Annotated in this window: 31 protein-coding genes; 19 read left to right on the top strand and 12 right to left on the bottom strand. The window is 62.4% G+C overall.

Annotated features, from left to right (window positions below):
- Nucleotides 1-4 precede the first annotated feature (4 nt).
- Complete coding sequence (locus ABIC03_RS28180; protein ID WP_354062913.1) at nucleotides 5-340, bottom strand: hypothetical protein; 336 nt, start codon at nucleotides 338-340, stop codon at nucleotides 5-7.
- 113 nt (nucleotides 341-453) lie between these two features.
- Between ABIC03_RS28180 and ABIC03_RS28175 the strand changes: the two genes are divergently transcribed.
- On the top strand, nucleotides 454-1,152 hold the full coding sequence (locus tag ABIC03_RS28175; RefSeq protein WP_007599649.1) for a helix-turn-helix transcriptional regulator: 699 nt from the start codon (nucleotides 454-456) through the stop codon (nucleotides 1,150-1,152).
- A gap of 13 nt (nucleotides 1,153-1,165) precedes the next feature.
- Complete coding sequence (locus tag ABIC03_RS28170) at nucleotides 1,166-1,489, top strand: YkgJ family cysteine cluster protein (protein ID WP_275172343.1); 324 nt, start codon at nucleotides 1,166-1,168, stop codon at nucleotides 1,487-1,489.
- Here the strand turns inward: ABIC03_RS28170 and ABIC03_RS28165 are convergent.
- On the bottom strand, nucleotides 1,486-1,884 hold the full coding sequence (locus ABIC03_RS28165; RefSeq protein ID WP_007599645.1) for a hypothetical protein: 399 nt from the start codon (nucleotides 1,882-1,884) through the stop codon (nucleotides 1,486-1,488). The two genes, ABIC03_RS28170 and ABIC03_RS28165, sit on opposite strands and share 4 nt — an antisense overlap.
- A 285-nt stretch (nucleotides 1,885-2,169) precedes the next feature.
- Nucleotides 2,170-2,517: a DUF3307 domain-containing protein gene (locus ABIC03_RS28160; protein WP_018458457.1), complete on the bottom strand. Its 348-nt coding sequence runs from the start codon at nucleotides 2,515-2,517 to the stop codon at nucleotides 2,170-2,172.
- Between the two features lie 402 nt (nucleotides 2,518-2,919).
- Between ABIC03_RS28160 and ABIC03_RS28155 the strand changes: the two genes are divergently transcribed.
- From ABIC03_RS28155 to ABIC03_RS28140, 4 genes are all read left to right on the top strand, one after another.
- Nucleotides 2,920-4,365: a type 2 periplasmic-binding domain-containing protein gene (locus ABIC03_RS28155; protein WP_354062910.1), complete on the top strand. Its 1,446-nt coding sequence runs from the start codon at nucleotides 2,920-2,922 to the stop codon at nucleotides 4,363-4,365.
- A gap of 121 nt (nucleotides 4,366-4,486) precedes the next feature.
- Nucleotides 4,487-4,705, top strand: a complete 219-nt coding sequence (locus ABIC03_RS28150) for a hypothetical protein (protein ID WP_354062908.1) — start codon at nucleotides 4,487-4,489, stop codon at nucleotides 4,703-4,705.
- 112 nt (nucleotides 4,706-4,817) lie between these two features.
- Nucleotides 4,818-5,927 (top strand): cyclic nucleotide-gated ion channel, encoded by a 1,110-nt coding sequence (locus ABIC03_RS28145; protein WP_354062906.1) that lies wholly within the window; start codon nucleotides 4,818-4,820, stop codon nucleotides 5,925-5,927.
- Nucleotides 5,928-5,956: 29 nt separating this feature from the next.
- Nucleotides 5,957-6,742, top strand: a complete 786-nt coding sequence (locus ABIC03_RS28140; RefSeq protein ID WP_354062904.1) for an enoyl-CoA hydratase/isomerase family protein — start codon at nucleotides 5,957-5,959, stop codon at nucleotides 6,740-6,742.
- 58 nt (nucleotides 6,743-6,800) lie between these two features.
- On the opposite strand, the gene ABIC03_RS28135 is transcribed toward ABIC03_RS28140, so the two are convergent.
- Nucleotides 6,801-7,445, bottom strand: a complete 645-nt coding sequence (locus ABIC03_RS28135) for a glutathione S-transferase family protein (protein WP_354062902.1) — start codon at nucleotides 7,443-7,445, stop codon at nucleotides 6,801-6,803.
- A gap of 85 nt (nucleotides 7,446-7,530) precedes the next feature.
- Here ABIC03_RS28135 and ABIC03_RS28130 point away from each other — a divergent pair, with 85 nt between their 5' ends.
- Both ABIC03_RS28130 and ABIC03_RS28125 read left to right on the top strand, forming a co-directional pair.
- The gene (locus ABIC03_RS28130; RefSeq protein WP_354062900.1) at nucleotides 7,531-8,550 is read left to right on the top strand and encodes a helix-turn-helix transcriptional regulator; all 1,020 of its coding nucleotides are present in this window, start codon (nucleotides 7,531-7,533) and stop codon (nucleotides 8,548-8,550) included.
- 99 nt (nucleotides 8,551-8,649) lie between these two features.
- Entirely contained in the window at nucleotides 8,650-8,883 is a 234-nt protein-coding gene (locus ABIC03_RS28125) for a hypothetical protein (RefSeq protein WP_018459448.1), read from the top strand.
- 69 nt (nucleotides 8,884-8,952) lie between these two features.
- Here the strand turns inward: ABIC03_RS28125 and ABIC03_RS28120 are convergent, their stop codons facing one another.
- From ABIC03_RS28120 to ABIC03_RS28110, 3 genes are all read right to left on the bottom strand, one after another.
- Nucleotides 8,953-9,900, bottom strand: a complete 948-nt coding sequence (locus ABIC03_RS28120; RefSeq protein ID WP_354062898.1) for a fatty acid desaturase — start codon at nucleotides 9,898-9,900, stop codon at nucleotides 8,953-8,955.
- Nucleotides 9,901-9,915: 15 nt separating this feature from the next.
- Entirely contained in the window at nucleotides 9,916-10,932 is a 1,017-nt protein-coding gene (locus ABIC03_RS28115; protein ID WP_354062896.1) for an alpha/beta fold hydrolase, read from the bottom strand.
- A 154-nt stretch (nucleotides 10,933-11,086) separates the two neighbouring features.
- A complete protein-coding gene (locus ABIC03_RS28110) occupies nucleotides 11,087-11,890 on the bottom strand; it encodes an MBL fold metallo-hydrolase (RefSeq protein ID WP_354062894.1) in 804 nt (267 codons plus the stop codon).
- Nucleotides 11,891-12,182: 292 nt separating this feature from the next.
- Here ABIC03_RS28110 and ABIC03_RS28105 point away from each other — a divergent pair, with 292 nt between their 5' ends.
- The 4 genes from ABIC03_RS28105 (at nucleotide 12,183) to ABIC03_RS28090 (ending at nucleotide 14,360) form a co-directional block, all read left to right on the top strand.
- Nucleotides 12,183-12,728, top strand: coding sequence for a sigma-70 family RNA polymerase sigma factor (locus ABIC03_RS28105; protein WP_354063205.1), 546 nt, complete (start codon nucleotides 12,183-12,185; stop codon nucleotides 12,726-12,728).
- On the top strand, nucleotides 12,725-13,372 hold the full coding sequence (locus ABIC03_RS28100) for a ChrR family anti-sigma-E factor (RefSeq protein ID WP_354062892.1): 648 nt from the start codon (nucleotides 12,725-12,727) through the stop codon (nucleotides 13,370-13,372). The genes ABIC03_RS28105 and ABIC03_RS28100 overlap by 4 nt, the downstream gene beginning before the upstream one ends.
- A gap of 80 nt (nucleotides 13,373-13,452) precedes the next feature.
- Nucleotides 13,453-14,037 carry an RNA polymerase sigma factor gene (locus ABIC03_RS28095; protein WP_354062890.1) on the top strand — a complete coding sequence of 195 codons (585 nt, stop codon included), beginning with the start codon at nucleotides 13,453-13,455 and terminating at the stop codon, nucleotides 14,035-14,037.
- 20 nt (nucleotides 14,038-14,057) lie between these two features.
- Nucleotides 14,058-14,360, top strand: a complete 303-nt coding sequence (locus tag ABIC03_RS28090) for a hypothetical protein (protein ID WP_354062888.1) — start codon at nucleotides 14,058-14,060, stop codon at nucleotides 14,358-14,360.
- A 56-nt stretch (nucleotides 14,361-14,416) separates the two neighbouring features.
- On the opposite strand, the gene ABIC03_RS28085 is transcribed toward ABIC03_RS28090, so the two are convergent.
- The 3 genes from ABIC03_RS28085 to ABIC03_RS28075 form a co-directional block, all read right to left on the bottom strand.
- A complete protein-coding gene (locus tag ABIC03_RS28085; protein WP_354062886.1) occupies nucleotides 14,417-14,917 on the bottom strand; it encodes a TspO/MBR family protein in 501 nt (166 codons plus the stop codon).
- 2 nt (nucleotides 14,918-14,919) lie between these two features.
- Nucleotides 14,920-15,321, bottom strand: coding sequence for a DUF2177 family protein (locus ABIC03_RS28080; protein WP_354062884.1), 402 nt, complete (start codon nucleotides 15,319-15,321; stop codon nucleotides 14,920-14,922).
- Between the two features lie 157 nt (nucleotides 15,322-15,478).
- Nucleotides 15,479-16,285, bottom strand: coding sequence for a DUF1295 domain-containing protein (locus ABIC03_RS28075; protein WP_354062882.1), 807 nt, complete (start codon nucleotides 16,283-16,285; stop codon nucleotides 15,479-15,481).
- Nucleotides 16,286-16,486: 201 nt separating this feature from the next.
- On the opposite strand from ABIC03_RS28075, the gene ABIC03_RS28070 reads away from it, so the two are divergent.
- Genes ABIC03_RS28070 through ABIC03_RS28060 form a run of 3 tightly spaced genes read left to right on the top strand, consistent with a single transcriptional unit; the run spans nucleotide 16,487 to nucleotide 19,814 of the window.
- A complete protein-coding gene (locus ABIC03_RS28070) occupies nucleotides 16,487-17,800 on the top strand; it encodes an NAD(P)/FAD-dependent oxidoreductase (protein WP_354062880.1) in 1,314 nt (437 codons plus the stop codon).
- Nucleotides 17,801-17,803: 3 nt separating this feature from the next.
- Nucleotides 17,804-18,586, top strand: coding sequence for a DUF1365 domain-containing protein (locus tag ABIC03_RS28065; protein WP_354062878.1), 783 nt, complete (start codon nucleotides 17,804-17,806; stop codon nucleotides 18,584-18,586).
- Nucleotides 18,587-18,596: 10 nt separating this feature from the next.
- Nucleotides 18,597-19,814 carry a class I SAM-dependent methyltransferase gene (locus ABIC03_RS28060; RefSeq protein ID WP_354062876.1) on the top strand — a complete coding sequence of 406 codons (1,218 nt, stop codon included), beginning with the start codon at nucleotides 18,597-18,599 and terminating at the stop codon, nucleotides 19,812-19,814.
- 31 nt (nucleotides 19,815-19,845) lie between these two features.
- Here ABIC03_RS28060 and ABIC03_RS28055 read toward each other — a convergent pair whose 3' ends face one another.
- Together ABIC03_RS28055 and ABIC03_RS28050 are read right to left on the bottom strand one after the other, a co-directional pair.
- Entirely contained in the window at nucleotides 19,846-20,094 is a 249-nt protein-coding gene (locus ABIC03_RS28055) for a hypothetical protein (RefSeq protein WP_354062874.1), read from the bottom strand.
- Between the two features lie 308 nt (nucleotides 20,095-20,402).
- A complete protein-coding gene (locus ABIC03_RS28050; protein WP_354062872.1) occupies nucleotides 20,403-21,773 on the bottom strand; it encodes a sigma-54 interaction domain-containing protein in 1,371 nt (456 codons plus the stop codon).
- Between the two features lie 225 nt (nucleotides 21,774-21,998).
- On the opposite strand from ABIC03_RS28050, the gene ABIC03_RS28045 reads away from it, so the two are divergent.
- From ABIC03_RS28045 to nthB, 4 genes are all read left to right on the top strand, one after another.
- Nucleotides 21,999-22,832 (top strand): alpha/beta fold hydrolase, encoded by an 834-nt coding sequence (locus tag ABIC03_RS28045; RefSeq protein ID WP_354062870.1) that lies wholly within the window; start codon nucleotides 21,999-22,001, stop codon nucleotides 22,830-22,832.
- 14 nt (nucleotides 22,833-22,846) lie between these two features.
- On the top strand, nucleotides 22,847-24,472 hold the full coding sequence (locus ABIC03_RS28040; protein ID WP_354063203.1) for an MFS transporter: 1,626 nt from the start codon (nucleotides 22,847-22,849) through the stop codon (nucleotides 24,470-24,472).
- A 123-nt stretch (nucleotides 24,473-24,595) separates the two neighbouring features.
- A complete protein-coding gene (locus ABIC03_RS28035; RefSeq protein ID WP_354062868.1) occupies nucleotides 24,596-25,594 on the top strand; it encodes a CobW family GTP-binding protein in 999 nt (332 codons plus the stop codon).
- Nucleotides 25,595-25,622: 28 nt separating this feature from the next.
- Nucleotides 25,623-26,345 carry a nitrile hydratase subunit beta gene (gene nthB, locus ABIC03_RS28030; protein ID WP_354062866.1) on the top strand — a complete coding sequence of 241 codons (723 nt, stop codon included), beginning with the start codon at nucleotides 25,623-25,625 and terminating at the stop codon, nucleotides 26,343-26,345.
- The last annotated feature ends 3 nt before the right edge of the window (nucleotides 26,346-26,348 follow it).

The following is a 26,348-nucleotide window of genomic DNA, read 5'->3' as shown; positions in this document are numbered from 1 at the left end:
GAACTTAACCGCGGGCTGCTGCCACCATGGTGGCAGCAGCCGTGATATCTTCTGCGAAACGGGCCCCCCGCCAGGCGCGGGCCATGACATGACGGACCAGCGCGTCCGCGGCCTGGACCAGGAAGCGGGCCACCACGGTCGCGAGCGCAAGGCGGAGGTCGACGACCATGAGATCAAGGGATACGAGGCGGCCGCACGCCCATGCGTACCAAGCTCGGACTTGTAAACGCAGGACTTGCAAACGCAGGACTTGCAAACGCAGGACTTGCAGAGGCTGGACCCGTAAAGGCTGGGTCCGCCACAGCGCAGCGGCCGGGCCGAAATGAGTTGGAATGATCATGGACAAATCCTCTTCAGTCGACGTGTTGACCCGGTATAGAACTCCCCTGCTGCCAACATCCTGTCAGCAGCCGCGCGCCGCCTTCTGAAAAAACCACCGACAAGAGATCCGTCATGAGACGCGCCGACCGGCTGTTTCAAATCATCCAGGTGCTGAGGCGCACGCGTAAGCCGCTGACGGCGGATGCCATCGCGGCCGAGCTCGAGACCTCGAAGCGCACGATCTATCGCGACATCGCCACGCTGATCGGCCAGCGCGTGCCGATCCGCGGTGAAGCCGGCATGGGCTACATCCTGGAAAAGGGTTTTGACCTGCCGCCTTTGATGCTGACACCCGACGAGATCGAGGCGGCGGTGCTGGGCGCGCAATGGGTCGCCGGCCATGCCGATCCCGCGCTTGCGCGCGCGGCTGAAGACTTGATGGCCAAGATCGCCGACACTGTCCCCGAGCGCCTGCGCCCCTTCGTGCTGGAGCCGGCAAGCCGGGCCCGGCCGAGCTGGAACAGGGAGCCGGACCGCCTGGACATGGCCCGCACGCGCACCCAGATCCACGAAGGCAAGAAGATCATGCTGCGCTATCGCGACGAGCAGGGCCGCGCCAGCGAGCGCATGATCTGGCCGATTTCGATCGGCTATCTCGAAGCCGTGCGCCTGCTCGCGGCCTGGTGCGAGCTGCGCGGCGACTTCCGCAGCTTCCGCACGGACCGCGTGGTGGATGCGAGCTATCCCGACGAGAGATATCCTGAAAGGCGCGACGTGCTGCGCGCGAAATGGCGGCAGAGCCTGGTCTGGGGCCCGCCCAAGGATACGTGAAGGACCCGTGACGATGGACGAGAACGCCCCCATCGACCTGTCGAGCTGTTGCCAGAGTTGCGGCGCCTGCTGCGGCTATTCGGCGAATTGGCCGCGCTTCTCCATCGAGAGCGACGAGGAGCTTGCCGCGATTCCCGAAGCGCTCGTCAACGCGCGTCAATCCGGCATGCGCTGCGAGGGCGATCGCTGTTCGGCGTTGCAGGGAGAGATCGGACAAGCGACCGCGTGCGGCATCTACGCAGTGCGGCCCGAGGTGTGCCGCACATGCATGCCAGGCGATGCCGAATGCGCGATGGCGCGGCGGAAATTCGGGCTGCCAATTATCGCGAGCGTTTAGGCGGGGACGGCTTCGCTGATCTCGTCGTCGATCTCGTCGTCCAGCGGCGCGAGCACCGAGAGCGGCTTGGTCGACAGCGTGATCGGCTTGCGGCCACCGGACAGCGACGGCGAGGATTTCGCCGCACCTTCGCGCGCAAGCGCGTAGAGCGTCGAACCGACACGGCCGCCGTTCTCGATCAGGTCGCGCTCGTTGCAGCTGCCGGCGATCGCGACCGCCAGCGAGTGCAGATGGCTGCGGCGATAGCAGAACAGCGCCAGCCTGGCGCGCGCGTCAGGGGAAACACTTTCAACCAGCCTCGGCAGGCCACTCTCGCTGGCGCGGTACATCTCGCCAAGGAGTTCGTCGCGGACCGGGCACGAATCGCCTTCAAAGGTATCGCGGCTTGAAAACATTGCAGTTCTCCCTCGTGTGGGAAGATGCAGTGCAATTCTCTAACGAAAGGTTAACCACGCGGCCCGGTAGTCACCCGGGGTCCTTGCGCCTTGGCAGCGAATCAATGGCCGGAAATGCCTCCACAGCGTCATGGCCGGGCTTGTCCCGGCCAAGCCGAGAGCGCGAAGAACGTGGATGCCCGGGCCTTCGCCTCGCCAACGCAGCTTCGGCCGCGCAGGCGGGACAAGCCCGGGCATGACGACCTCTTGTGGACGCCGATGGACGACTACCTACGCCGCCACCGCTCAGTTCGCCGCCATGAAGATGGAGAGGCCGAAGCCGGTCAGATGGTGCAGGGCCTGGTCGACACCGATCAGAGTCCAGAACCAGGGATGCGCAAGATCGACACCGAAATTGGCCGAGACCAGGCCCTTGGCGCGGTCGATCGTGATGTGGATCACGAAGTCGATCAACGCCACAAACCAGAATTTCGGCGCCACGATCAGGATCAGCGGAAGCGCAACCGCAAGGTGAACCAGGCAGTGCACCAGGAGCGGCAGGGCCCAGCCGTGCTTCTGGTCCTTGCCGTGCGCCATCCAGGCAGTCTGGAGCACGAAATCGGCGATGATGTGCTTGAACGTGAGCAGCAACATCCAACCAATGAGGGCTTCGACCGGAACCGCCGATGACAGGGGTGGAAACGACAAGGCGCCCTCATTGACGTGACAAGAAGAATTGGAGCGTTCAGCGCAATCTCTTCCTGGACCGGTCAAATCGCCGGGACGGGCGATTTATGACATCTCCCGCGACGGAATGCAGCCGGGGGGAACCGGAAAATCGCCAACTGTGGCTAACCGGTGATAGGATGACCAATCGCCACGGCCGAGCTGAGTAAGGTTACCTTCGGCTCGGAATTTGCTTTCCGCAGCCTGCGCGCTATCATTGCCGGTAGAGAATATCTTTCTTTTTTCAGACGTTTACGAATTACAGGGCGACCGCAGCGATCACATCCGCGATGCCGCCCGCCACCGGAATCATAAGGCCAGAGTGCTGCCATGAGTACTGAGGGCCCTACCTCATCGCCGATCGAGCCCCCGCCCCGGCGACCCAAGGTGATCAAGACCAACCAGCAGCAGGTCTTCCTCTACGTCGTGCTGACCCTGCTGTTGTCGCTTGCCACCGTCTGGGGCGGCCGCATGCTGGTGCACAATTCGGAGACGCTGACCTTTGCCGTCGGCGCCCCCAACAGCGACGAGGCGCTGTTCGCAGCCAAGCTCGCCGCGGTCCTGAAGAACAACGCCTCGCGCTTTCGGATCAAGATCGTCAACAACGCCGACAACGCCAAGGCGATCGCCCAGTTCGATCGCAAACAGGCCGACCTCGCGGTGCTTCGCACCGACGCCAAGGTGCCGTTGCGGGCACGCACGCTCGCGATCCTCGAGCACGATCTCGTGCTGCTGCTCGGGCCCGGAAACAAGAAGATCAAGTCGCTCGCCGAGCTGAAGAAGAAGAAGGTCGCCGTCCTCGCCGACAACGAATCCTCGCTCGCCTTCGTCCGCGGCATCCTCGACATTCCCGACGGTGCGGACACGGCGAAGATCCAGATGGCGCCGCAGCGCGCAACGCTCGACAAGCTGTTCGCGCCGGCAAGCGGCTTTGGCGCGGTCGTCGCCATCGTCCACGCCTCGCGGGCGGTGCGGGACAAGGCGTATGAGCAGGTCGCCAGGCGCGGTGGCTTCACACTGAACGCGATCGACGAGGCGAAAGTGCTGGCGCGCAGGATCCCCGGCATTTCCAGCGAGACGCTGACGGCGGGCATGCTGTCCGCATCACCGGAAATTCCCGACGACGATCTCGACACGATCGGGCTCGAATGGTTGCTGGTCGTCCAATCCAGGATGTCGCCGACGGCGGCCGGGGATCTCGCGCGCATCGTCTACGAGAACAAGTCCGCGCTCGGGCTCGACGGCGGCTTTGCCAGCAGAATCGAGCCCGCGTCCGTCGAGAAGGACGCCTTCGTGATCGCGCATCAAGGGGCGGCCGACTACATCAACGACGACACCAAGTCGTTCATGGATAAGTACAGCGACCTGATGTATCTGGGCGCTGCCGCGCTCAGCGTCATCGGCTCGATCTTCGCCGCGATCTACGCCAAGATCACCCGGATCGCGCCGGAGAAGGCCAGCGAGCTCGCCACCGCCATCCTCGACGTCGGCGAGCGGATCGAACACGCTCATTCGCTGGACCAGCTCGAATGTCTCCAGGACGAGCTGGAAGGCATCTTGCGTGGCGCCGTCATCGGCTTGCGAGACGGCACGATCAGTAGCGACGGGCTCGACACATTCAAGCTCGGCTACGAATTCGTCCGCGACGAGATCGGCATGCGCCGCGACTACCTCAAGCGCCATGCGGGCGAGAGCGGGAAGGCCGCTCACGATGTGGCCCCTCCCCAGCACGACGAGAGCAATGTCGTGGTGGTGAAGACAGCTCAGAGTGCCTGACCTGTCGGTTTGAGGGTCTGCGGCGACGCCTTGCCGGCACGTCCGCGGGCGACCGGGCTTTAGTCCGGGAACCGTGCTCGTCCACAACCGTTTGCTCCCGGGTACAACCGGAGACCGCGCGATGCGTGCACTCCTCATCATCTTCCTGCTGGGCATGCTGGCGGCGGTAGGCTATTTCGCCTATTCCGCGATGGCGGTCGACGGCGAGCCGATCCCGACGGAAGGCTATGTGGCGCTGGCGCTGGGAGCCGGATTTTCCGTTCTTGTCGGCATCGGCTTGATGGTGCTGCTGTTCTTCAGCAGCCGTCGCGGCTACGACGAACCGCCGCATTTCAAGTAGCGGCGCGTGGCCCGTGGCCGCGCCCGTCGTTGACGGCCTCGGCCCGGGCAGGCACTTTGGCACCGAGGTTCCAGCCGGGGACCGCAAAGACAAAACCGAGCCGCCGTCCCGCATGTCCAAGCCGCTGATCTCCGCTCTCGCCCAGTTCGCGGCCGCCACGGCCGGCCGCAACATGACCAGGGCGGCGTATGTTGCCGTCGGCGTCGGCGTGCTCGGCATGATGCTCCTGACGGTCAATCCGGCCTATGAGACGGCGCATCACTGGATCGATGCCCTGCTTTGGACCTGCCTCGTCTACTTCGTGTTCGAGTGGGTGGTCCGGCTGCGCCATATGGCGCGACAGGGGCGCCTTGCCCTCTACATGTCCTCCTCCGCCGGGCTGGTCGACGCGGTCGGAGCGTTGGCCGTGCCGGCCGCGCTGATTCTGGGGATCGAGCCGAGAACGGCGTGGCTGCTCAGTGTGCTCTGGGTGCTGAAGGTGGTGCCGGGCATTCCCGGCCTGCGGCAGCTTCGGCGGGTGCTGGTGCTGGAATCGGGGCCGCTGCTCAGCGTGCTCGTGATCTTCCTGATGGTGGTCTTCCTGGCCTCGGTCGCCGAATATTTCCTGGAGCGGGACGTGCAGCCGCAGACGTTCGGCAGCGTTCCGGCCGCGCTGTGGTGGGCCGTCGCAACCCTGACGACGACGGGCTATGGCGACGTCGTGCCGGTGACCCCGCTGGGCCGCATGGTAGCGGCGCTGGTGATGATCTCCGGCCTCGGCGTGTTCGGCCTCTGGACCGGTATTTTGGCGACCGGCTTTGCCGCGGAGACCCGGCGCGACAATTTCCTCAAGACCTGGGAATCGGTCAGCAAGGTGCCGTTCTTCGCGGCGCTTGGACCGGCCGCCATCGCCGACGTCACCCACATGCTGCGGACCATGGAGCTGCCGGCGCGCACCATGATCATCCGCAAGGGTGCGCAGGGCGACTGCATGTATTTCATCGCCGCCGGCGAGGTCGAGGTCGACCTGCCCGGCAAGAAGGTGCGGCTCGGCGACGGCGCGTTCTTCGGCGAGATGGCCTTGCTCGGCAACAATTTGCGCGGCGCCAATGTCTCGACCACCAAGGTGTCGCGGCTTCTTGTGCTCGACCTCGTCGACTTTCGCGTGCTGATGGCGCGGCATCCCGATCTGGCCGAAACCATCGATGCCGAGGCGAAGCGGCGCACGCTCGAAAACAAATGATGGCGACAAGCAAGTAAATGGAGACAAGAATGTCGGACACAGCCGACGCAGCCACTGGCCCGGTGCTCGAACTCATTGGCGCACGCGCCACCATCCGTCTCAACCGGCCCAAACATCTCAACCGGCTCCAGGCCGAGGATCTCGGCGAGCTGGTCAAGCTGTTCGACCGGATCGAGGCCGATCCTGATATCCGCGTGCTGGTACTGACCGGCACGGGGCGCGCCTTCTCCGCGGGCTATGACCTCAATTCCGTTGCCGAGCGCGCGGTCAGCGCGAGCGAGCAGCAGAGCGCGGGCTCCGCCTTCGAGGTGGTCGTCAACCGGCTGGAGGATCTCGGCGTACCCACGATCTGCCGACTCAACGGCGGCGTCTATGGCGGCTCGACCGACCTCGCGCTCGCCTGCGATTTCCGCATCGGCGTCGACACCGCCGAGATGTTCATGCCTGCGGCCCGGCTCGGGCTGCACTATTACAGCAGCGGCATCAAACGCTATGTGACGCGGCTCGGTGTCGACAATGCGAAGAAGCTGTTCCTGACCGCGCAAAAGATCAGCGCGCCGGAGATGCTGCGGATCGGCTATCTCACCGATATGGTGGCGGTGGAGTTTCTGGACGAGGAGGTCGACAAGCTCGCCAACATCCTCGCCGGCAACGCCCCGCAGGCGATGCGGGGCATGAAGCGCGCCATCAACGAATTCGCCCGCGGCGAACTCGACGAGCAAGCCGCCGACCAGCGTCACCGCGACAGCATGCGCGGCGACGAGATCAAGGAAGGCATCAAGGCGTTCGCGGAAAAGCGGCCGCCGCGGTTTTGAGCGAGATGGACATTATTCCGCAACAGCGCGCCACACCTGGTGTCGGTCCTAGTGCACCTTACCCACCAGCCGCCGCGGCATGCTGCGCCGCCATCTCATCATCCGCCGCGTTGATGCGCTGGAACGCGGGCCGCGAGGTCATGCGTTCGGCATAGCGGACGAACACGTCCTTCTTCGGCACAATACCGAACATCATCGTCCAGCTGAACGCGACGCCCCACAACACATCTGCGGCCGTCATGCGCTCGCCGAGCAGATACGGTCCCTTCGACAGCTGCGCCTCGAGCGCACCGAGCATGGTGTCATAGTCGGCATAGGGCGATTGCGTAATCGGTGCCGGCTCGCGCTGCATGAACTTGTCGATCAGGGCGGGTTCGAACGAAGCGCCGTAATAGGCGATCCAGCGCAGATAAGGGCCGCGCAACGGATCGTTCAGCGCGGGCGTCAGCCCGGCCTCCGGAAACAAATCGGCGAGATAGATGGTGATCGCGACCTGCTCGGTCACGAGCTGCCCGCGGTGGTGGATCGCCGGCACCTTGCCGAGCGGGTTGATGGCGAGATAGGCCGGCTGGCGCTGCTCGCCAGCCTTCATGTTGAGGACGTGAAGATCATAAGGCGCCCCCAGCTCCTCCAGCAGCACCCGCGTGCCGGTGGCGCGGCTTTGCGGCGAATAATACAGCGTGATGCGGTTCGGATCGGTCATGGCAGGTCTCCATCTGGCCGGCTGGCGATGGCGTTGTAGCGGATCATACCTGACATCCCGTGTCAGGTATGATTTAAAAAGGATCATGCGCGCGAGCCGGATGCTGTCGATCCTCACCACCCTGCAGGCCAAGGGGCAGGTCACCGCGCCTGAACTCGCAGAGGCCTGCGAAGTCTCGGTGCGCACGATCTACCGCGACATCGATGCGCTCGCGGCGTCCGGCGTCCCTGTCTATGCCGACCGCGGCGCGGAGGGCGGCTATCGCCTGCTCGACGGTTATCGCGTGCGGCTGAACGGTCTGTCGCAGAGCGAGGCGGAAGCGCTGTTTCTGGCGGGATTGCCGGGCCCGGCGGCGGCGTTCGGGCTGGATGCGGCGATGATCGCCGCACAGAACAAGCTGATGGCCGCGCTGCCCGCCAATTTGCGCGAAGACGCCGGACGGATGCAGGAGCGTTTCCACCTCGACGCGCCGGGCTGGTTCGGCGAGGCGGAACAACCAAGGCATCTGCGCACCATCGCCGGCGCGACCCTGCGCGCGACACTGATCAAGATCCGCTACCAGAGCTGGCGCGCCGAGAAGCAGCGCCGCGTCGCGCCGCTCGGTCTCGTGCTGAAAGGTGGCAGCTGGTATCTCGCAGGTCTGGTCGACGGCAGCGTGCGGACCTATCGCGTCGCGCGCGTGCTCGACTGCACCGCGCTTGACGATCGCTGTGAGCGGCCCGCCGGCTTCGATCTCGCCGGCTATTGGCGGGACGCAACGCTGCGTCTCGAGGCCGAGATGCATCCCAATGTCGCGATCGTTCGGCTGTCGCCCTTCGGCGTGAAACTGCTCGATGCACTGAGCCAGCCTTACGTCAGGGCGCGGACGCAGCTCGAAGAGACCGCAGATGCTGACGGCTGGCGCATTGCCAGAGTGCCGACCGGCAAGACGTCATGGCATGCCGCCGCCGAATTGTTGCGGCTCGGACCCGAGGCCGAAGTGCTTGAGCCGGCCGATCTGCGCGAGAAGATGGCCGAGCTGACGAAGGCGATGGCCGTGCGCTATCACGCGGCGCGGAAAACAGGACGGCGGCGCAATCCGCCGCGAGCGACGAAACACTCCTGAAACACGATTCTCCCCGCGCCGCATGAACGCATCCGCGTTTCGGCTCGACCGAGATGCAGGGACACAACAACGGCCCTTGCGCCACACTGGAGAATGAAGATGTTTCGTAAGCTTGCACTTGGTCTGATCGCCGCCGGTTCGCTCGGCGTTGCCGCTCTCGCCCCCACCGCCGCGTCGGCCCACGGCTTCCACCATCACTGGGGTCACGGCTGGGGCTTTGGCGGCGTCTACGTCAACAGCGGCGTCAACAATTGCTATCAGGAGCGCGTCGTCCAGACCCGCCACGGCCTGCGCGTCCGCGTCGTGAACGTCTGCGCGTACGGGATCTACTGATATCTCGCATTCACGACAAAGCCCCGATCGCACCGCGATCGGGGCCTTTGCGCGTCAAAATTTTTTCCACTAGCCGGCCTGTCTATGCCGCCGAAACCAGGCCCAGGTCTCGCGCGTCGTCCTGATGTAGCCGCGGCCACGATAGACGATTTCGTCGTCGACGATCCCGTTCAGCTTCGGCAGCGCGTGGAACGGGATCGAGGGATAAGCGTGGTGCTCGACATGGTAGGGCATGTTCCACGCGATCCATTTGACGATTGCGCCGGTGTAGGTCGTGCGAGTGTTCTGGAATGCGCTGCGGGTACGCTCGCAGCCGGTGTGTTCGGCATAGAGATAGGGCCGCAGGAAGAACTGCCCAATGATCAGTGGCACGATCCAGACCCAGAGCAGCAGCGCCGACGAGAACCACAGCGACAGCACGAGCAGCGCGACATAGAATCCGGCATAGACGCGCGCCTCGGTCACGATGACCTTACGCTTGTTTTCCGGGATCCAGGGCACGGTGACCTTGCCACTGATGGCATGGCCGAGCATCAGCCGGAGACGGCCGGCGACCTGCAGCACGCCGCTATAGGCGAGCGCGAGCTGGGTGTCGGATTTCGGTTTGACGCCGACGACCAGCTCGGGGTCCTTGTCCGGATCCTGGGTGTAGCGATGATGGTCCCAGTGAAACAAGCAGTAATATTCGTAAGGCAATCCGATGATGAAACCCGAGAGATAGCCAACCACGAGGTTGAGGCCGCGGCTTTTGAACGCGGTCTTGTGCGCGGTCTCGTGCACGGCCATGAACAGGAAGGCGACGAGATAGCCCTGCACCGCCATCAGCGGCAACGCCCAAAAGACACCCCAGGTCGAAGAGACCCTCCAGATCAGCGCGCCGACCAGTACGACCAGGCCGTAATGGCTGAGGCTTTGCGCGGCACCCCTGAGATTGGAGCGCACCGACAATTCGCGCAGCATCGCCGGCGTCAGCGGCTTCAAGCGATGGCTGGACTCTGAAATCGTTGCGTCGCTCATGATCGGATGTCTGCCCTACTTGCCGAGAAGCTCTGCGATCTCGGCCTTGATGAAGGCCCGATCGCGCGGATTGTTGACGGGGTTGCCGGCGCGATGGCCATGCAGCGACGGGATCGGATGCAGCACCGCAGAGCGCGCGTTGACCAGCCGGCCGAGTTCGTCCTCGTTGTCGCAAACGTCGAAATAGCGATCGGTCGCGCCCGGCATCAGCAGCATGTGCGCCTTGATCGCACCGAGCGCGCGATCGAAATCGCCGTCGAAGGTCGTACAGCGACTGATATCACCATTCTGCCAGATGCCGATCTGCGCCAGGAGATCGTTGGCATCGCGCCGGGAAAACGCCGCGTCCCAGGTGCGGACGAGATAGTCCTCCAGCGAGGTGAAGCCTGCTTCGCGCCAGATCTCGTCGCGATAGAAGCCGTGCGACATCGCCCAACCCGCGTAGACGCGCCCCATGGCGCGATAGCCCGCGACGGGATTCTCGACGAAGCGGCCGTCACGGAAGGCGGGATCTGCCGTCAGCGCGGCCTTCACGCTTTCCAGGAAGACGTAATTATAGGGCGCGCAGCGGGCACTGCCGCAGACGACCGCCGCCCGCTCGACCATATCGGGATGCAGCGCCGCCCAGTGATAGGCCTGCATGCCGCCCATCGACCAGCCATAGACCAGGGCAAGCTTGGAGATGCCGAACTGCTCGGCAAGCAACCGATGCTGGACCGCAATGGCATCGTGATAGGTCGGGACCGGGAATGGCGCGGCGCTATTCGACGGCGAGGACGACAGGCCGTTACCGAACAGGTTCGGGATCACGATGAAGTAGCGTGTGGGGTCGAGCACGCGGTCGGGGCCGATCAGCCACTCGGTGTCGGTGTGTTGCGCGCTGAACGAGGTCGGATAGAGAACGACATTGTCCTTGTCCGGACTGAGCGTGCCGTAGGTCTTGTAGGCGAGCTTGAGCGAAGGGACGACAGCCCCGGACCGGAGCGTGACGTCGCCGGCCTCGAAGATCTCGTAGTCGCGCCCTGCCGTCATGGACCGAACTCCCGCTCACGCGACAAGCGCGCCGCGGAAACAGCGATGCATCGATCATGCCGGTCCCGCAGACGCATCATTGCGTCACGCTTAATAACTGTACTTATAGTCCATTTATTGTGAGTCAGCAAGATAAATCCGGTCGCAAGCCGGCTCAGGCGATGGCGGCCAGATAGCGGGCGACAGAGGCCGCGAATGCGGCCTTGGCGCCTGCTGCGATGTTGCGACCCCACCAGGCACCGTAGATGCGGTCGAACGCCAGCGGCTCGACGGCCGCCGCAATCCGTCGCACCGCGGCGGCATTGAGCGGCATGTAGTTCGGATAGGAGTACATGAAACTGACGAAGCGGCGATCCATCGTCACCTGCGCGATATCGCCGGTGAGCAGCGCGCCGCTGCCATGCGCACCACTCGCATGGTGCAGCATGGTGGCGCCGGCGAAATGACCGCCGGTGCGCAGCAGCAGCACATCGTCGGAGATGCGATGGTTTTCGCCGGTCCAGTGCACGATCGATGAATGCGGACGCGTCACCCATTGGCGATCATCGGCGTGCAAATAGACCGGCACCCCGCCGAACGCCTCGCTCCAGTCGGCGAGCGCGCCATAGTAATGCGGATGCGAGATCGCGATCGCCTTCAACCCGCCGCGTGACCGCACATGCGCGATCGCCTCCGGCGTCGCCAGCGGTACGCAGTCCCACATTAGGCAGCCGTCCGCGAGCGGCACCAGCAGCGCCCGCTGACCGATGGCAAAGCTTGGCTCGAGTGCGATGCCAGTCAGACCGAGATCGTCGCGCCAGACGATGCGGTGACGTTCCGAGAGCGCCTCGCGCGTGAGGAAAGTCTGCCCCTTCCAGCCGACGAATTGCCGTTCGTCCTCGCAGATCGGACAGGACGCGGGCGGATTTTTGCCATCCGGGAATTGCGCGCCGCAGGTTTCGCAGGTCCAGAGGGGCATGCCGTACTCCCGACAGAGACGATCCAACGTCAATAAGGACTCGCTGGCCATGACCGCAAGGCCCACGGTCGGCTGGACCTGCGTGCGGACGGCCCCGGAACCTGTCGCAATGATCATTCCGCGGTGATCCAGGGCCTGTCCTCGTTCGTTCCCAGACCCACAGGTCGCTTGTCGAGGCGCTATGATCGCTGCTATCCGAGCTTTAGATGCGCCAATCCGGGCGAAGGCTGGTTTTCCCCGGAGGTTTGAAGCGCGGCTGTCGACTGGCACGAGCAAAGGGCCGAACACAAAGGTGGATTGGGCTGATCTGATCGGACGCGTCGCCTCGACCCGGGACCGGGAGGCCTTCAAGCGCCTATTCGAGCATTTCGCGCCGCGCATCAAGGGACTGGTGCTGAAGGCCGGGTGCAGTTCGGACGAGGCGGAGGAGATTGCTCAAAATACCATGATCGCCGTCTGGCGGAAGGCAGGCCAGTTCGATCCTGCGACGGCCGGGGCCGCGGCATGGATATTCACCATCGCGCGCAACTTACGCATCGATTTGTTCCGCAGCAGGGCGCGGGCAGACCGCCTGCGTGGCACCTCTGAGCTCCCCGAGACGCCGGATCCCGCCGAACCCGCGGACGCCTTCATGTCCCGCGTGCAGGACGCCGCACGGATCAATTCGGCCGTCAAGCAGCTCTCGATGGAGCAATCCATGGTGGTGAGGTTGTCATTCATCGACGAGAGGCCGCACCCGGAAATCGCGAGCTTGCTCGGCATTCCGCTCGGAACGGTGAAGTCGCGGATCAGGCTGGCGATGAACCGCCTGAGAGACATATTGGACGAAGAAGCATGACGATCAGCCATCATCCACCGGAAGATCTTCTGGCCGACTTTGCGGCCGGCAGGTTGGAAGAAGCCCATCAATTGGTGGTGGGGGTGCATGTTGCCGGTTGCGCACGGTGCGGCCGGTTCGTGCAGGCCATCGAGCAACTTGGCGGCTTGGCGCTTGAAGATGTCGAGCCGGTGCCGGTCGCATCGGATGCGTTCGAGCAGGTGATGTCACGCATTCACGACGCTCCTGAAAAACGAGCGGCGCCGACTGCCGAGGTCGCTCGCGGCAACGAGCAGGATGTTCCGGCGGCACTGCGAAACTACCGCATCGGCAAGCGCAGGCGCATCGCTCCGGGTCTGAGCATGCGGCCGATTGAGTTGTCCGGTTCGGGGACGGCGCGGGCCTTTCTGCTTCGCTCCGCGCCGGGGAGCCGCATGCTCGAACACACGCACACCGGCACCGAACTGACCCTCGTGCTCGAGGGCAGCTTCAGCCACGAAGGCGGCCGGTTTGGTCCCGGTGATTTCGACTATGGCGACGACGAGATCGATCATCGGCCTGTGGTGGGCGACGAGGGCCCATGTGTTTGCCTTGTCGCAATGACGGGCAACCTGCGCATGAACGGCTTGCTCGGCAGGCTGATCGGGCCATTCGTGCGGCTTTGATCCGTTCGCCTCCTTCTTCCGCCGGGTGATCCGAACGCGAGCCCGGAGCGTTTCGAAGGAAATGCAAGGGGAGACAGGTCATGGCCGGCTTAAGCCTGACAGGACAGGCGCAGAGCGAAACATTGCCCGAACTGCTGGCATGCGTTTCGGCGGGCGACACCCGGGCCTTCGCAGCGCTGCATATGCTGACACGGAGCAGGCTGCGCAGGACTGCGCTCGCCGTCGGAACTCCGCCCCACGACATCGATGACATTCTTCAGGAAACCTATCTGAAGATCTGGCGCAACGCGTGTCGGTTCGACGGCAGCCGCGCTTCGGCGATGACCTGGATGTCAGCCATCGCCCGGAATACCGCCATCGACCATCTGCGGGTCAGAAGACTGCCGACTCACGAGCTGGACGAGGCGCTTCTGATTCCGACAAGTGCTGATCAGCCGGCGATCGACGATTTCGACTACGCCCGCGCCGAACCGATCGCACGCAGCGTGCTGGCTCGTTTGCCGGAAGACCGCCGCAGGCTGGTGACGCTGGCCTATCTCGAGGGTGAGAGCCGCGCGAGCTTGTCGCGGCGCTTCGGTGTGCCGGTCGGCACCATCAAGACCTGGTTGCACCGAACTCTTCTGACGGTACGCAAGGACTGCCTTGCCGCATCCGCTGCAGCCTGACGCAGGCGAGGAACCCGCGGGTGCCCGCAGAGATCATCGAATTTCCCAACCGTGGACACCAGGACCCAATGGTGTCCTCCGTTGCGAGACTCGAGCAGATGGTGAGAGAGGTCGACCATCTGGCAGCGGACCAGTCCGCAGAAGGTCTCGATCATTTGCTCGCCGTCATGGAGCGCTTCGGTGATCGACTGGTCGATCTTGCGCACCTCGTGCTTGACGACGATGCCGGGCGGAGTGTCCAGATCGCATTCACTTCGCTCTCCGACAAGATCGCGGCAACCAGAGACGCCTTTGAAGGTTGCGATGGAGCGAACAATCCTTGAATTCAGCGCCACGCCGACCCATTCGACGCGACGAAGTCAGTTCTGCGCGACTGATCTTAATTGAGACGGAGCAACGAGATGTTCAGCAAGGTCGCAAAACCCACCCAGGCGGCATAGGGAATGAAAAGCGTCGCTGCCAACCGATCGTTCGCCCGTTGACGCCAGACAAAGGCAAGGATCGCGGCGAACAGCGCAACAATGACGCCTAGCGCCACGTCCATGCGATGAAGCGAAAAGAAGATCGGAGACCATGCAAAATTCAGGATCATCTGCAGGCCCCATAATCTCATCGTCGTTCCGCGCGGCTCCGCCTCGAAGGTGCGGAAGCCCGCCACGGCGATCATCAGGAACAGAGCCGTCCAGACCGGCGCGAAGACCGCATCCGGCGGATTGAAAGATGGCTTGTTGAGCGCCGCGTACCACGCTCCCGGACGGTCCAGAACCCCGATCAGAATCCCCGCAGCAGGAACCAGAAGCAGGAAAGCGGCGCATCGGTACCATCTGCCTCGCTTGCGGTCGCCATCGCGTCGCAGTGCTCCGTTGTGCATCCCATCCATAATCAATGCGCCATCCGTTGAGCGACGAGAAATCCGGTCCAGGCGCTGACACCGGCGAGGAAGGATCCCCAGCACACGTCCGCAACAGTGAGCCCCGTCGACCAATTCCTCAGCGTTGCCTGGTTGGTCAGATCGTAAGTCGCATAAGTGAAGCAGCCCAGCATCACGCCGGACGTGAAGGCGCGCAGAGCGCCGCCATCCTGCTGAGCCGGCAGCACCGCGAACCAGATCAGGCCGACGGGATACGCCAGATAAAATACTGCCGCGGCTGCGAGGTCGGGCTCCGAGCGCAACATGTCGCCCAGCACCGGCCGGTAAAGCCTCTCAACCATGGTCTTGAGCCAGATCATGTCGAGCGCGACGAAGGTCGCAGCGACCGACAGATACGTAAAGAGCAGGCTCATGTCCGGTCTCCTCTCCGGTGGTGTCGCAACCGGCATGGCAAAGGCAACGCCTGGAAACGACGTGAGCCCTTCGCTGGATCACGTTGCGCCCTCGTTCCGGCTTGCCGCGCAACCTTGTCAGGCCCTTGAACCAGATCGTGCGGCGCGGGAGTTCCGATCATTCCAGCGCCTTGTTGGGCGGTCGTGGAAAGAAAGCGCTGGTGCGTGCCTGATAGTCTCGATACCGGCGGCCGCGGGATCGAAGCATCTGAGCTTCGAGCGGGGGAATTCCGGTCACGTGCACGAGTATCCAGTACATGATCGCCGGCGCGATCAGGCTCGCCCAGCCCCATGCGTAGCCCGGCGACAGTGCGATGACCGGGTAGGCCAGCCATCCGAGCCATTCGAAGAAGTAATTCGGATGACGCGACCAGCGCCAAAGCCCGACATCGCAGACCAGGCCCGAATTTGCCTTGTTGCGTTTGAAGCCTCGCAATTGCTCGTCGGCGATCGCCTCGCCTGCAACGGCCGCAAGCATGATGGCGGCGCCGGCATAGTCCTGAACGCCCAGGGCAGCCCGTGGAGCGTGTGCAGCCAGGAAGACAGCGAATGGCAGCGGCACCGAGGCGAAGGCCTGCGACTGCAGGAACGCGAACATGCGAAGCGGCGCCTGTGAGCCCCATTCCTGCGCATAGCTCGCATATCGCGGATCGTCGATACCCGCCGCGGCGCGCCGGGCGATATGCGTCCCGAGCCTCACCGACCAAAGCAGCACGAGCCCGCCCGCGAGCATCTGGCGCATCGGCAGCGCCTCGCCAAACGGCAAAAGGGCCGCCACCGCCCCAACGAGGCCGACGGAGTAGGTCCAGATCGTATCGACCCACCCGGAATTGCCGGTTCGCTGCTGAACGATCCAGGCCAGCCCCATCAACAGCGAAAGCGCGAGAGCGATGCCGGCGACGATCAGTATTTGCAGGAAATCCATGCCTCACCATACGCAAACTCGGATCCTTACGTCCGCCCCGTGTCCCGGTTTCACGGGTGATCCACGCTGCCCGCCGGAACGTTTCCTCAGGCGCGTGTGGACGGGTCAGCTATGAGAGCTGTCCTGAGCCGGGCGACGGACGACATTGGCTCGAAACCGGATGTTCCGGCCGTCGCTGGTGGTATTGGGGGGCGACAAAGCATGCGTTTGGCGGTGATCGGGACGGGAATTGCCGGCAATGCCGCCGCATGGCTCCTGTCCGAACGTCATGCCGTGACCGTCTACGAGCGCGAATTGCGACCGGGTGGACACAGTCATACAGTACGCGTTGACTACGATGGCGAAGAGATCGACGTCGACATCGGCTTCATCGTTTTCAACGAGCCGAACTACCCGGAATTGACGTCTCTGTTCGCACACCTGGGTGTGAAGACCGAGGAGACATGCATGAGCTTCGCGATGTCGGCCGACCATGGCCGATTTGAATGGCGGGGTGGCGGCGAGACCTTCCTGCAGGTCGCCTCCGGCCTGTTTGCCCAGCCGCGCAACCTCTTCTCCACGTCGTATCTTCACATGTTGGCTGAGGTCCGACGCTTCAACAAGGAAAGCGTCTCCGACTTGCGGGCTGGCCGGCTCCAGAACCTCACACTCGGCGAATATCTGCGCCAGGGAGCGTTCAGCCCGCGCCTGTTCAGCGATTATCTGGGACCGATGGGAGCCGCCATCTGGTCGTCGCCCTCAGCCGAGATCCTCGCCTTTCCCGCGGAAAACTTCATCGGGTTTTTCGACAATCACCGGCTGCTGCATCTGGATCGGCCGCTCTGGCGGACCGTCCAGGGCGGCAGCCGGCGCTATGTCGAGAAGCTCACGGCCAGGTTCAAGGCAAGCATCCGGCTCGGCTGCGCGGTGACGTCGATCCATCGCACTGAGCACGGTGTGACGATCGGCGACAGTCACGGCAATCAGGACTCCTACGACGCTGTCGTGATGGCCTGTCACAGCGATCAGGCCCTGGCGATGTTGTCGGATGCCGACCCACGCGAGAGATCCATTCTCGGCGCGATCCGCTACGCTCCAAACACGGCCTATCTGCACCGCGACCTCAACCTCATGCCGAAACGCCGCAATGCATGGGCATCCTGGAACTTCTTGCGATGGCGACGCGAAACGCCTGCCCAGAACGACGTCGCGGTGACCTACTGGATGAACCGGCTGCAGGGCATCGACGACAGCAAGCCGCTATTCGTCAGCCTCAATCCCCCTTTTGAGCCGGCGCCTCATCTCACTTTCGGCAAGTTCACATTCGCGCATCCACAATATGACGCGGGCGCGTTTGCCGCGCAGAAGAACCTCCATAAAATCCAGGGACGCCGCCGCACCTGGTTTTGCGGCGCGTGGACCGGCTACGGATTCCATGAGGATGGCTTGCGTTCCGGCATCGCCGTCGCCGAGGCACTTGGCAGTGCGGTTCCGTGGCGACGGTCCGGCGCGTTGCTGGCCCAAGCTGCCGAGTAGAAGATGTTGAAGCCGGGCGCTCCAGAACGAACAGCGACGTCATCTGCAGCCGCGCTCTACCTGGGCCGGGTGATGCACGCACGCATGCGGCCCGTGCACCACAGGTTCACTTACCGGGTGATGAACCTGCTCATCGACCTCGACCGGCTTGATGAAGCGGATCGCCAGTCTCGCCTGTTCGGCGTCAATCGCGCGGCAGTCTTCAGCTTTCACGAATCCGATCACGGCAAGCGTGACGGCGCATCCTTGAGCAACCATGTTCGACGCCTGGCCGAACAACGCGATATCGATCTGTCGGGAGGGCGGATCCTCCTTTTGTGCTATCCGCGGCTCTTCGGCTACGTGTTCAATCCGCTTTCGATTTACTTCTGCTATGGCAGCTGCGGCAATCTTGCGCTGCTGATCTACGAAGTCCGCAACACTTTTGGCGAAATCCATTCCTACTTCCTTCCGGTCGAGGACGCTGCTGGCGGCGGTGCCATACGACAATGCCAGGCGAAGGAGTTCTACGTCTCGCCATTCATGGAGATGCAAACGCAATATCGCTTCAGCATTGCCCCGCCCGACCAGCAAGTGAAGGTCAGAATCGTGCAGACCGATGAGCACGGTGCTATATTTACGGCCGCATTCTCCGGGCAACGCCGCCCGCTGACCAGCCGCTCGCTGTTGGCGACGCTCGTCACGCTGCCACTTCTCACCTTCAAGGTCGTCGCGGCCATCCATTGGGAAGCGATCCGGCTTTGGCTGAAAAATGTTCCTTACGTTCCCCGTCCGAACCAACGCTGAATGTGAAGCCATGGACCTCGCAGCCACTCACCAGACTGCTCGCTTCGATGACGTTCCCTTGCTCGCGCGGCTCGCGCTGCGGCTTGCCTCGCGGCTCAAGCTCGGCACCGTGGATGTTCGCCTTCCCGACGGCAGAACGGTGGTGTTGCGGGGAACGCATCCGGGTCCGTCCGCGACCATCGAGCTCAACAGTTACGCCTTCGCGCGAAGCCTGGTCCTGGGCGGCGATATCGGCATGGCCGAGGCTTACGTTCGAGGCGATTGGAGCACACCGGATCTCTCCCAGCTGCTTTACGTGTTCTGTCTCAACGACGACCTGGTCGATAGCGCCTTCGCCGGCAATGCATTGGTCCGGCTTTGCCGGCGCGCGCTGCATCGGCTGCGCCGAAACACGCGACTGGGATCGCGGCTGAATATCCACGCCCATTATGATCTCGGCAACGAGTTCTTTGCGGCCTGGCTCGATCCGAGCATGACCTACTCGTCGGCATTGTTCTCGCCCGAGGCGACCGACCTGCTCGCGGCTCAACGGCACAAATATGCCCAGCTCGCGAAAGCTATCGAGCTCCGGCCCGGCCACACCCTGCTCGAGATCGGCTGCGGCTGGGGCGGCTTCGCCGAATATGCCGCCAAAACTTGCGGCGCCAAGGTCTTGGCGCTCACCATCAGCAAGGAGCAACACGCATTCGCCAGCCGGCGAATCCACGAAGCCGGGCTCAGCGAGAACGTCGAGGTCCGGTTGCAGGATTATCGCGATCAGGACGGGCAGTTCGACCGCATTGCCTCGATCGAGATGATCGAGGCTGTCGGCGAACCGTTCTGGCCGACATACTTCAATCAACTGCATCAACTGCTCAAGCCGGGCGGTCTTGCCGGCATCCAGGCGATCACCGTCCGTGACGAGCTCTTTGAAAGCTACCGGCGGCGCGTGGACTTCATCCAGAGATACATTTTTCCGGGCGGGATGCTGCCTTCGCCGAACGTCCTGCGCTCGCTCGGCGAACGCGTGCAGATGCCTCTGGTCCGCGAGCGGGTTTTTGGACAGGATTACGCCAAGACGATCGCGGTCTGGCGAACGAGCTTCGGCCATGCCTGGACGGACCTGACCTCGCTTGGGTTCGACGAGCCGTTCCGGCGGCTGTGGGAATATTATTTGTGCTATTGCGAGGCAGGTTTCAGGGCCGAAAAGATCGACGTCCGTCAGCTGGTATTCGCGCGGCGGAGCTGACGTCGCTGGCGTTTCCGGTGTGAACGAATCCTCAAGCCGCTTCCGACGTTGATCGCGCACGCTGCTCGAGCACGCCGATCGTCGAGACCAAATTGTCGCGTCGCGCGCGAAGATTAAGCGCAACCAGCGGGTATGTCGGCTGCAGCACGTCAAACACCCCTGCTCTCGCCTCTTCCTCGAGAATGTCTGTGTTCATGAGCCGAACGCGCCACCACAAATCGGCGACCAACGCATCGAGCCGGAGTTCGCCAGCAGCACCAGAACGGGACACTTCCTGCATCACTTGCCTCAACCTGAAACGGCCTCGCTACCAAGGCCAGACTTTGGTCCTGGCTGAGCAAGCAGAGTGCCAGCTATGGGCGGGCGCGATCTGGTTCCGGAACGGATTGCTGCGCGAGCCGGCTGGTCAAGGCTCGGCGCTCAAGGCTTGGCGCTGGGGAAGTGTTGCCCGTGGAGGGCGAAAATGGTGCCCAGGAGGGAATCATACGCACCCTCGACAGGACAAATTGCTGTTTGCCCTCAATATGGCGGTGTGAGTCCCCCGGCGCGGTGGCAGAGATTCGCTCCATCGCCAAATCCGCTACCGAGTTAATCCCGCGCTTGATTTGGATCAGAGGCTTGCTCTTTCATAAGCCGATACAAATGCCCGCGACTGATGCCGAGCAGCCCTGCTGCTTGGCGCTTGTTACCGCCGGATCTCTCCAACGCGGCCCGAATTTCCGCTGCGGTTTGGGACCGGATGCGTTCCTTCAACAATCCGGACACATTCTCCGCTTCCGGCTTTGGCAGAGCATGTGCGGTGAGCACCGGCAATTGACCGGTCACGATGAAGCGAGTGAGCACGTTTTCCAGCTCCCGCACATTTCCAGGCCACCCATGCGCGCCTAGGGACGCTAACTGTTTTCGCGATAGGTCCCTGGTCTCGCTGCCCAACCGCTCTCCAATCCGGGTGAGCAATTGTCGGGCGAGAAATTCGATATCGTCCCGGTCACGGAGCGACGGCACGTTGATCGGCAACACGCTCAGGCGGTAATAGAGATCCTGCCGAAAGCGGCCGACCTGGGCCAGTTCCGGAAGTGATTGATTGGTTGCGCAAACAATTCGGACATTGACCCCAACCGGAGTTGTGCCGCCTACCCGCACCATCTCATTCGTCTGAAGCACCCGCAGCAAACTGCCCTGCAGATGCAGCGGCATATCTCCGATTTCGTCCAACAACAGGGTGCCCCCGGAGGCAAGCTCGAACTTCCCCGGCTTTCCCCGGCTTCGGGCGCCCGTGAACGCGCCCCCTTCATAACCAAACAATTCAGCTTCAATCAGTTCGCCCGGGATTGAAGCACAATTAATCCAGACAAAGGGGCCCTCGGATCGGCTCGAATTCGTGTGAATCGCGTGGGCGGCCAGCTCCTTGCCGGAACCGGTCTCTCCCGAGATCAACACGGGAAGGTCGTGGCCGGCGACGACCTCGAGCGAGTGCCGGTACGCGTCCATGAGCCCGCCTTGGCCAACGATGTCGCGCATGCTGAAGCGGGAGCGCCATTGCTTGTTCGCCTGCGGCAGTGCCAGTTCGGCTTGCGCGACCCGGCGAAACGTCCTCTTCAAAGCACCGAGATTCGAGAACAGGGCCAGACCGACCGCGCCAATAATGCGGCCATCCTGAAGCACTGGGACCTGTCGCGTAATGAGTTGGTGTCCACGCACTTTCAGGGGATAACCGATATGGCTGCCTTCGCCGCGCGCCACGAGATGGAGCTTGGTTTGTGGACCAACGACATCGGTAATATGTCGCCCAATGAAGTCGTCCGCCTGGCCTTCTAGCAATCTGCAATACGGCTGGTTGATCAATACGATTGTGCCTGACGTATCAACCGCGACCAAGCAGTCCGAGACATGATCGAGGACAAGCTTCAGGAAGCTCGCTTCCTCGGACGACCCGGCGATCCACTGGGACAGAACCATTTACGGAAACCTCAGATCAGCAAACGTTACGGTTGCGCGACATACTGTCTCGCAAACGCGACACTAGCGTCACGTTCGGAAAGCGTCAAACCGTAAGGGCCGCTCCCCGCCGCACGCGTTTTGGCAACGAGAACAATTCATTAGCTGCCCCCGTGCAGCGGGGCGCGGACATGGCACGGCGCTTGCGATCTTACTGTGATGGAATCGACCTCGGGAGGGAGCGAAATGACGACCACAAGAACCATCGCAGTCGGCGATACCGTCGTGCAGGTGTCCGGAGCAGGAATGCCGATGGTGTTCGTGCACGGCTTTACGACAACAGCGGAATTCTGGCGTGAGCAGGTCGAGCCGTTCTCGACCGGTTACCAGATGATTCGCATCAACCTGCCCGGTCACGGTCGCTCACCACGCCCCGTAGATCGAAAATATACGATCGCCGCCTTTGTCGAGGACGTGCTCGGAGTGTACCGCGCATTGTCCATCGAGTCGGCCATTCTCGTCGGCCTTTCGATGGGCGGAACTGTGGCCCAGAGCCTCACGCTTGCCCACCCGAAGTACGTGCGGGCGTTGGTGCTGGTGGGAGCCACGCCTCATGGATTGGGCGCAGATGTCAATGTCGACAACGTACGCAAAGCCATTGACGAACTGGGTGCGGCGACGGCGAGCCAGAAGGTGATCGAACGATCCTTCGGCTCCGCCGCGAGCACCGAGCTCATCGACTTTGCCAGGAACGAGGTCACGCAGACGCCGGCCTTTGTCGCGCGCCAGGCGATTGCCTCGCTCAACGCCTCGGATAGCCGCGCGAAGCTTGGCGAGATCTGCGTGCCAACGCTGGTCCTCGTCGGCGAGGAGGACGTCATCACCCCACCGAGAGAATCGCAAACCTTGGCGGACGGCATTCCGAATAGTCGCCTTCACATCATACCATCGGCGGGCCATTTCCCGATGCTTGAGCAACCAGATACTTTCAATCGCTTGCTGAACGAATTTCTAGCGCAGCAGGACGTGCCGCCACGCCCGACCGAAGACGCGTCGTCTTACACACACCAAGCCGTTTGATGCTGGAGGATCGAATGTCCATTCAAGCTATCGAATCAGAAACCATCCTCGCGTCCAACGGCCTCGATCGCGATACCAAGCGCATTGTCTTCGCGGCCGCCCTGGGCACCGTTTTCGAGTGGTACGATTTTTTTGTCTACGGCTCGTTGGCAGCGTTTTTCAGCACGCTGTTTTTTCCGAAGGGAAATGACACCGCGGCATTGCTCGCAGCATTGGCGACCTTCGGCGCGGGCTTCGTTCTACGCCCACTCGGCGCCATCGTGTTCGGACGCCTCGGCGATCTCGTAGGCCGCAAAAAGACATTCCTCGTAACCATGCTGGTGATGGGCCTCGCTACCGCGGCGGTCGGCCTGCTGCCCTCATTCGAGACTTTCGGCTGGTGGGCGCCGACCATCTTGGTCGGATTGCGCCTGCTGCAAGGGCTCGCCGTTGGCGGCGAATTCGGGGGTGCGGTGACCTACGTTGCCGAGCACTCCGATCCGGACAAGCGAGGCTTCACGACAAGCTGGATCCAGATCACGGCGACGCTTGGGCTGTTTCTCTCGCTGGCAGTGATCATTCTTTGCCGTTCTTCGATGTCGGCGGAGAGCTTCTCGAGCTGGGGCTGGCGAATTCCATTCATCGGATCGATCGCGCTTCTGATCCTCTCTTTGTACATTCGGCTGAAGCTGCACGAGTCGCCGGTGTTCCAGCAGATGAAGGCCGAGGGCAAAGGCTCGAAAAATCCTATCGCTGACACATTTGGTGACAGGCGCAATCTGCGTTTGGTGCTCGTGGCCATCTTTGGAGTCGTAGCGGGGCAGGCGGTGATTTGGTACACGGGGCATTTCTACAGCCTCTATTTCATGACCACCGCACTGAAGATGAGCCAGGATCAGGCCAATTTCTACCTTCTGGTCGCGCTCATTCTCGGCACACCGTTCTTCCTGTTCTTCGGCTGGCTCTCCGACAAGGTGGGGCGCAAGTGGATCGTCGTCACGGGATGCGCGCTATCAGCCCTGCTGATCATGCCGTTATTCCAGAGTCTGGCAACTTACGGCAATCCTGCGCTTGCAGAATTCCGCGCCAAGACTTCGGTGGTCGTGCACGGCGACGATTGCAGCGAGGATCAGTCATGGATTGGCCAGCTATTCCGCCCGCAAGCGACGAAGGAATGTACGCGCGTGAAGGCATTCCTGACTGCGAATGCCGTTCCATACGTCGTGAAGGCCGATACTGCTTCCCTTAGCGTCCAGATCAACGACGATCCGGCGACCGCCTTCGATGGAGCCAAGCTTCTAAAGGAGCTGACCGAACGAGGCCTCCCATCGGCGAAGGCGCCGGCTCAACCCAACGGTCCGATGGTGATCGCCATCTTGTTCGCTTTGGTCTTCCTGGCGACCATGGTTTACGGGCCGCTTGGCGCTCTTCTGGTCGAGCTCTTTCCTGTCCATATCCGCTACAGCGGCGTGTCCGTCGCACTGCAGCTCGGTAACGGCTGGATCGGCGGTTTTGCTCCATTCGTCGCAACGACAGTCGTCATCGCGAGCGGCGACATCTTCGGCGGGCTTTGGTACACCATCGCGTTTGCCGGTTTGACCGCGATCATCGGAGCACTCTTTCTGCCGGAAACCCGTGGTCGCGATATCCGCGGGCAATAGCGCGATCGCATACCTGCGGCGTCGAGTTTCGCCGTCGCAGGTCTTCGTTGGGATGCGCCACTCGAGCGGCGCATCCCACTGCATCAGACATGCGACAGGCGTTGGAACAATCTGGCGGCAACAATGGCAACATCACAAAAAATTCCGGTCACCATCCTCACGGGCTTCCTCGGATCCGGCAAGACGACGCTGCTGAATCAATTGCTCGAAAGCGACTTGATGGCCGAGTCAGCGGTCATCGTGAATGAGTTCGGAGCCATCAGCATCGACGCCGAGCTGGTCGTCGGCGTTGACGAGGAGATTCTCCAGATCAACAACGGCTGCATCTGCTGTACGGTCCGCTCGGATCTTGTTTCGACGATCACCAATCTTCTCTCAGGAACAAGGCCCATCCGCCGCATCCTCATCGAGACCACAGGGTTGGCCGATCCAGCCCCCATTATTCAAAGCTTTATTGTCGACGAGGTGCTTTCTGAAGTCACGGCGCTCGATGCAGTCGTGACCGTGGTCGACGCCATCAATATAGACCGGTGGCTCGCCGATCAGGGCTCCGGCGAAAACGTCGCGGCCGAGCAGATCGCCTTCGCCGACGTCCTGGTGATAAGCAAGCTGGATCTTGTCGACCAAGACGCACGCGCCAGATGCGAGGCGACTATTCGGACCATAAATCCCATGGCTCCGATCGTCGGAGCGATCGACAGTCGGATAGACGTCGCCTCAATCGTCGACGTCAAGGCCTTCGATCTGAAAAACTGCTTGTCCATTGAACCGCTGCTGCTCTCTGAGCTCGAGCACGAGCATGATCCCTCAGTGGTCAGCGTCGAAGTACGCGCAGAACGCGCCCTCGACGGGCCTCGATTCTTCCGGTGGCTCAATGTGTTCGTCCTGGAGAATGGTGAGACCCTTCTACGCTGCAAGGGTGTCCTGTCGCTGGCGGGCGAGGCCCGGCGTTGGGTTTTCCATGGAGTCCATATGACGCTCGAAGGTCGACCAGGCAGGGCCTGGGCCTCGAATGAGCACCGCGCCAGCGCGATCGTCTTCATCGGAAGAGGGCTCGACGCAACGCGAATTCGAAATGAAATTTCGGATCTGACCTCGTCGGATACCAGCCTGGTCACGTGATCAAAGCCAGAAGAGGGGCGCTGTAACAATGAAGTTGCAACACTATCTAGGAGGCCTCGAAGGTCTCGATCCGATCTCGCTTGAAACGCGGGTGTTCGTGGAAGCTTGGGAGGAGAGGATCTTCGGCATCCACACGGCGATGATGGCACTGAGTTCGCAACTCGATCTCGAAGCAACACCGAGTACATTCAACACCGAATGGACCTGGGCCGACCTGCGCAAGGGCGCAGAGTCGATGAATCCGTTCGATTACTTCAAATTCCGCTACTATGAGAAGTGGCTGGGCGGAATCTCTGCGTATTTGGTCGCGAAGGGTTACATCACTCAGACGGAACTCGACGCGCGAACCGAAACCTTCTTGACGTCAGCCCCAGTCATGCCGAAAGGCGGAGACGCCGCTGTGGACGCTCGCGTGCGGAAATATCTGCTGATCGGCGACGATCCGAAACGGGAGCGCTCGACCCAACCACGCTTCGCGCCCGGCGAGGCGGTTTGCGTCGCCGATCCGAAATCGGTCGATCACACTCGCTTGCCAGGGCATCTTCGGAACAAGGCGGGCATTATCGATAGCGTGTATCCTGACGCTTACACCTATCTTTGCGAGATCGGGCCGGACGGGATCGGCAAAGCAATGCCCGTCTACTGCGTCAAATTCGATCCCGAAACTCTGTGGCCAGGAAATACCGAGCAGAATTTTACCTTTTACGCAGACCTGTTCGAGGCCTATCTCGAACCGGCCATCGCATCCTGAGGA

It is taken from the genome of Bradyrhizobium sp. RT6a, from assembly GCF_040547675.1.
GTDB lineage: Bacteria > Pseudomonadota > Alphaproteobacteria > Rhizobiales > Xanthobacteraceae > Bradyrhizobium.
The sequence above is the reverse complement of the archived record's forward strand: the minus strand, read 5'-3'. Positions and strand labels throughout refer to the sequence as shown.

What these genes read in the sequence shown, in the direction of transcription:
- ABIC03_RS28060 (WP_354062876.1), top strand. Translation starts at nt 18,597, where the DNA reads ATGGACCTCGCAGCCACTCACCAGACTGCTCGCTTCGATGACGTTCCC.
- ABIC03_RS28080 (WP_354062884.1), bottom strand. Translation starts at nt 15,321, where the DNA reads ATGAGCCTGCTCTTTACGTATCTGTCGGTCGCTGCGACCTTCGTCGCG.
- ABIC03_RS28100 (WP_354062892.1), top strand. Translation starts at nt 12,725, where the DNA reads ATGACGATCAGCCATCATCCACCGGAAGATCTTCTGGCCGACTTTGCG.
- ABIC03_RS28140 (WP_354062904.1), top strand. Translation starts at nt 5,957, where the DNA reads ATGTCGGACACAGCCGACGCAGCCACTGGCCCGGTGCTCGAACTCATT.
- ABIC03_RS28120 (WP_354062898.1), bottom strand. Translation starts at nt 9,900, where the DNA reads ATGAGCGACGCAACGATTTCAGAGTCCAGCCATCGCTTGAAGCCGCTG.
- ABIC03_RS28160 (WP_018458457.1), bottom strand. Translation starts at nt 2,517, where the DNA reads ATGTTGCTGCTCACGTTCAAGCACATCATCGCCGATTTCGTGCTCCAG.
- ABIC03_RS28095 (WP_354062890.1), top strand. Translation starts at nt 13,453, where the DNA reads ATGGCCGGCTTAAGCCTGACAGGACAGGCGCAGAGCGAAACATTGCCC.
- ABIC03_RS28155 (WP_354062910.1), top strand. Translation starts at nt 2,920, where the DNA reads ATGAGTACTGAGGGCCCTACCTCATCGCCGATCGAGCCCCCGCCCCGG.
- ABIC03_RS28075 (WP_354062882.1), bottom strand. Translation starts at nt 16,285, where the DNA reads ATGGATTTCCTGCAAATACTGATCGTCGCCGGCATCGCTCTCGCGCTT.
- ABIC03_RS28165 (WP_007599645.1), bottom strand. Translation starts at nt 1,884, where the DNA reads ATGTTTTCAAGCCGCGATACCTTTGAAGGCGATTCGTGCCCGGTCCGC.
- ABIC03_RS28130 (WP_354062900.1), top strand. Translation starts at nt 7,531, where the DNA reads ATGCGCGCGAGCCGGATGCTGTCGATCCTCACCACCCTGCAGGCCAAG.
- ABIC03_RS28050 (WP_354062872.1), bottom strand. Translation starts at nt 21,773, where the DNA reads ATGGTTCTGTCCCAGTGGATCGCCGGGTCGTCCGAGGAAGCGAGCTTC.
- ABIC03_RS28175 (WP_007599649.1), top strand. Translation starts at nt 454, where the DNA reads ATGAGACGCGCCGACCGGCTGTTTCAAATCATCCAGGTGCTGAGGCGC.
- ABIC03_RS28110 (WP_354062894.1), bottom strand. Translation starts at nt 11,890, where the DNA reads ATGCCCCTCTGGACCTGCGAAACCTGCGGCGCGCAATTCCCGGATGGC.
- ABIC03_RS28040 (WP_354063203.1), top strand. Translation starts at nt 22,847, where the DNA reads ATGTCCATTCAAGCTATCGAATCAGAAACCATCCTCGCGTCCAACGGC.
- ABIC03_RS28035 (WP_354062868.1), top strand. Translation starts at nt 24,596, where the DNA reads ATGGCAACATCACAAAAAATTCCGGTCACCATCCTCACGGGCTTCCTC.
- ABIC03_RS28125 (WP_018459448.1), top strand. Translation starts at nt 8,650, where the DNA reads ATGTTTCGTAAGCTTGCACTTGGTCTGATCGCCGCCGGTTCGCTCGGC.
- ABIC03_RS28135 (WP_354062902.1), bottom strand. Translation starts at nt 7,445, where the DNA reads ATGACCGATCCGAACCGCATCACGCTGTATTATTCGCCGCAAAGCCGC.
- ABIC03_RS28065 (WP_354062878.1), top strand. Translation starts at nt 17,804, where the DNA reads ATGTTGAAGCCGGGCGCTCCAGAACGAACAGCGACGTCATCTGCAGCC.
- ABIC03_RS28045 (WP_354062870.1), top strand. Translation starts at nt 21,999, where the DNA reads ATGACGACCACAAGAACCATCGCAGTCGGCGATACCGTCGTGCAGGTG.
- ABIC03_RS28070 (WP_354062880.1), top strand. Translation starts at nt 16,487, where the DNA reads ATGCGTTTGGCGGTGATCGGGACGGGAATTGCCGGCAATGCCGCCGCA.
- ABIC03_RS28055 (WP_354062874.1), bottom strand. Translation starts at nt 20,094, where the DNA reads ATGCAGGAAGTGTCCCGTTCTGGTGCTGCTGGCGAACTCCGGCTCGAT.
- ABIC03_RS28180 (WP_354062913.1), bottom strand. Translation starts at nt 340, where the DNA reads ATGATCATTCCAACTCATTTCGGCCCGGCCGCTGCGCTGTGGCGGACC.
- ABIC03_RS28115 (WP_354062896.1), bottom strand. Translation starts at nt 10,932, where the DNA reads ATGACGGCAGGGCGCGACTACGAGATCTTCGAGGCCGGCGACGTCACG.
- nthB (WP_354062866.1), top strand. Translation starts at nt 25,623, where the DNA reads ATGAAGTTGCAACACTATCTAGGAGGCCTCGAAGGTCTCGATCCGATC.
- ABIC03_RS28085 (WP_354062886.1), bottom strand. Translation starts at nt 14,917, where the DNA reads ATGGATGGGATGCACAACGGAGCACTGCGACGCGATGGCGACCGCAAG.
- ABIC03_RS28170 (WP_275172343.1), top strand. Translation starts at nt 1,166, where the DNA reads ATGGACGAGAACGCCCCCATCGACCTGTCGAGCTGTTGCCAGAGTTGC.
- ABIC03_RS28145 (WP_354062906.1), top strand. Translation starts at nt 4,818, where the DNA reads ATGTCCAAGCCGCTGATCTCCGCTCTCGCCCAGTTCGCGGCCGCCACG.
- ABIC03_RS28150 (WP_354062908.1), top strand. Translation starts at nt 4,487, where the DNA reads ATGCGTGCACTCCTCATCATCTTCCTGCTGGGCATGCTGGCGGCGGTA.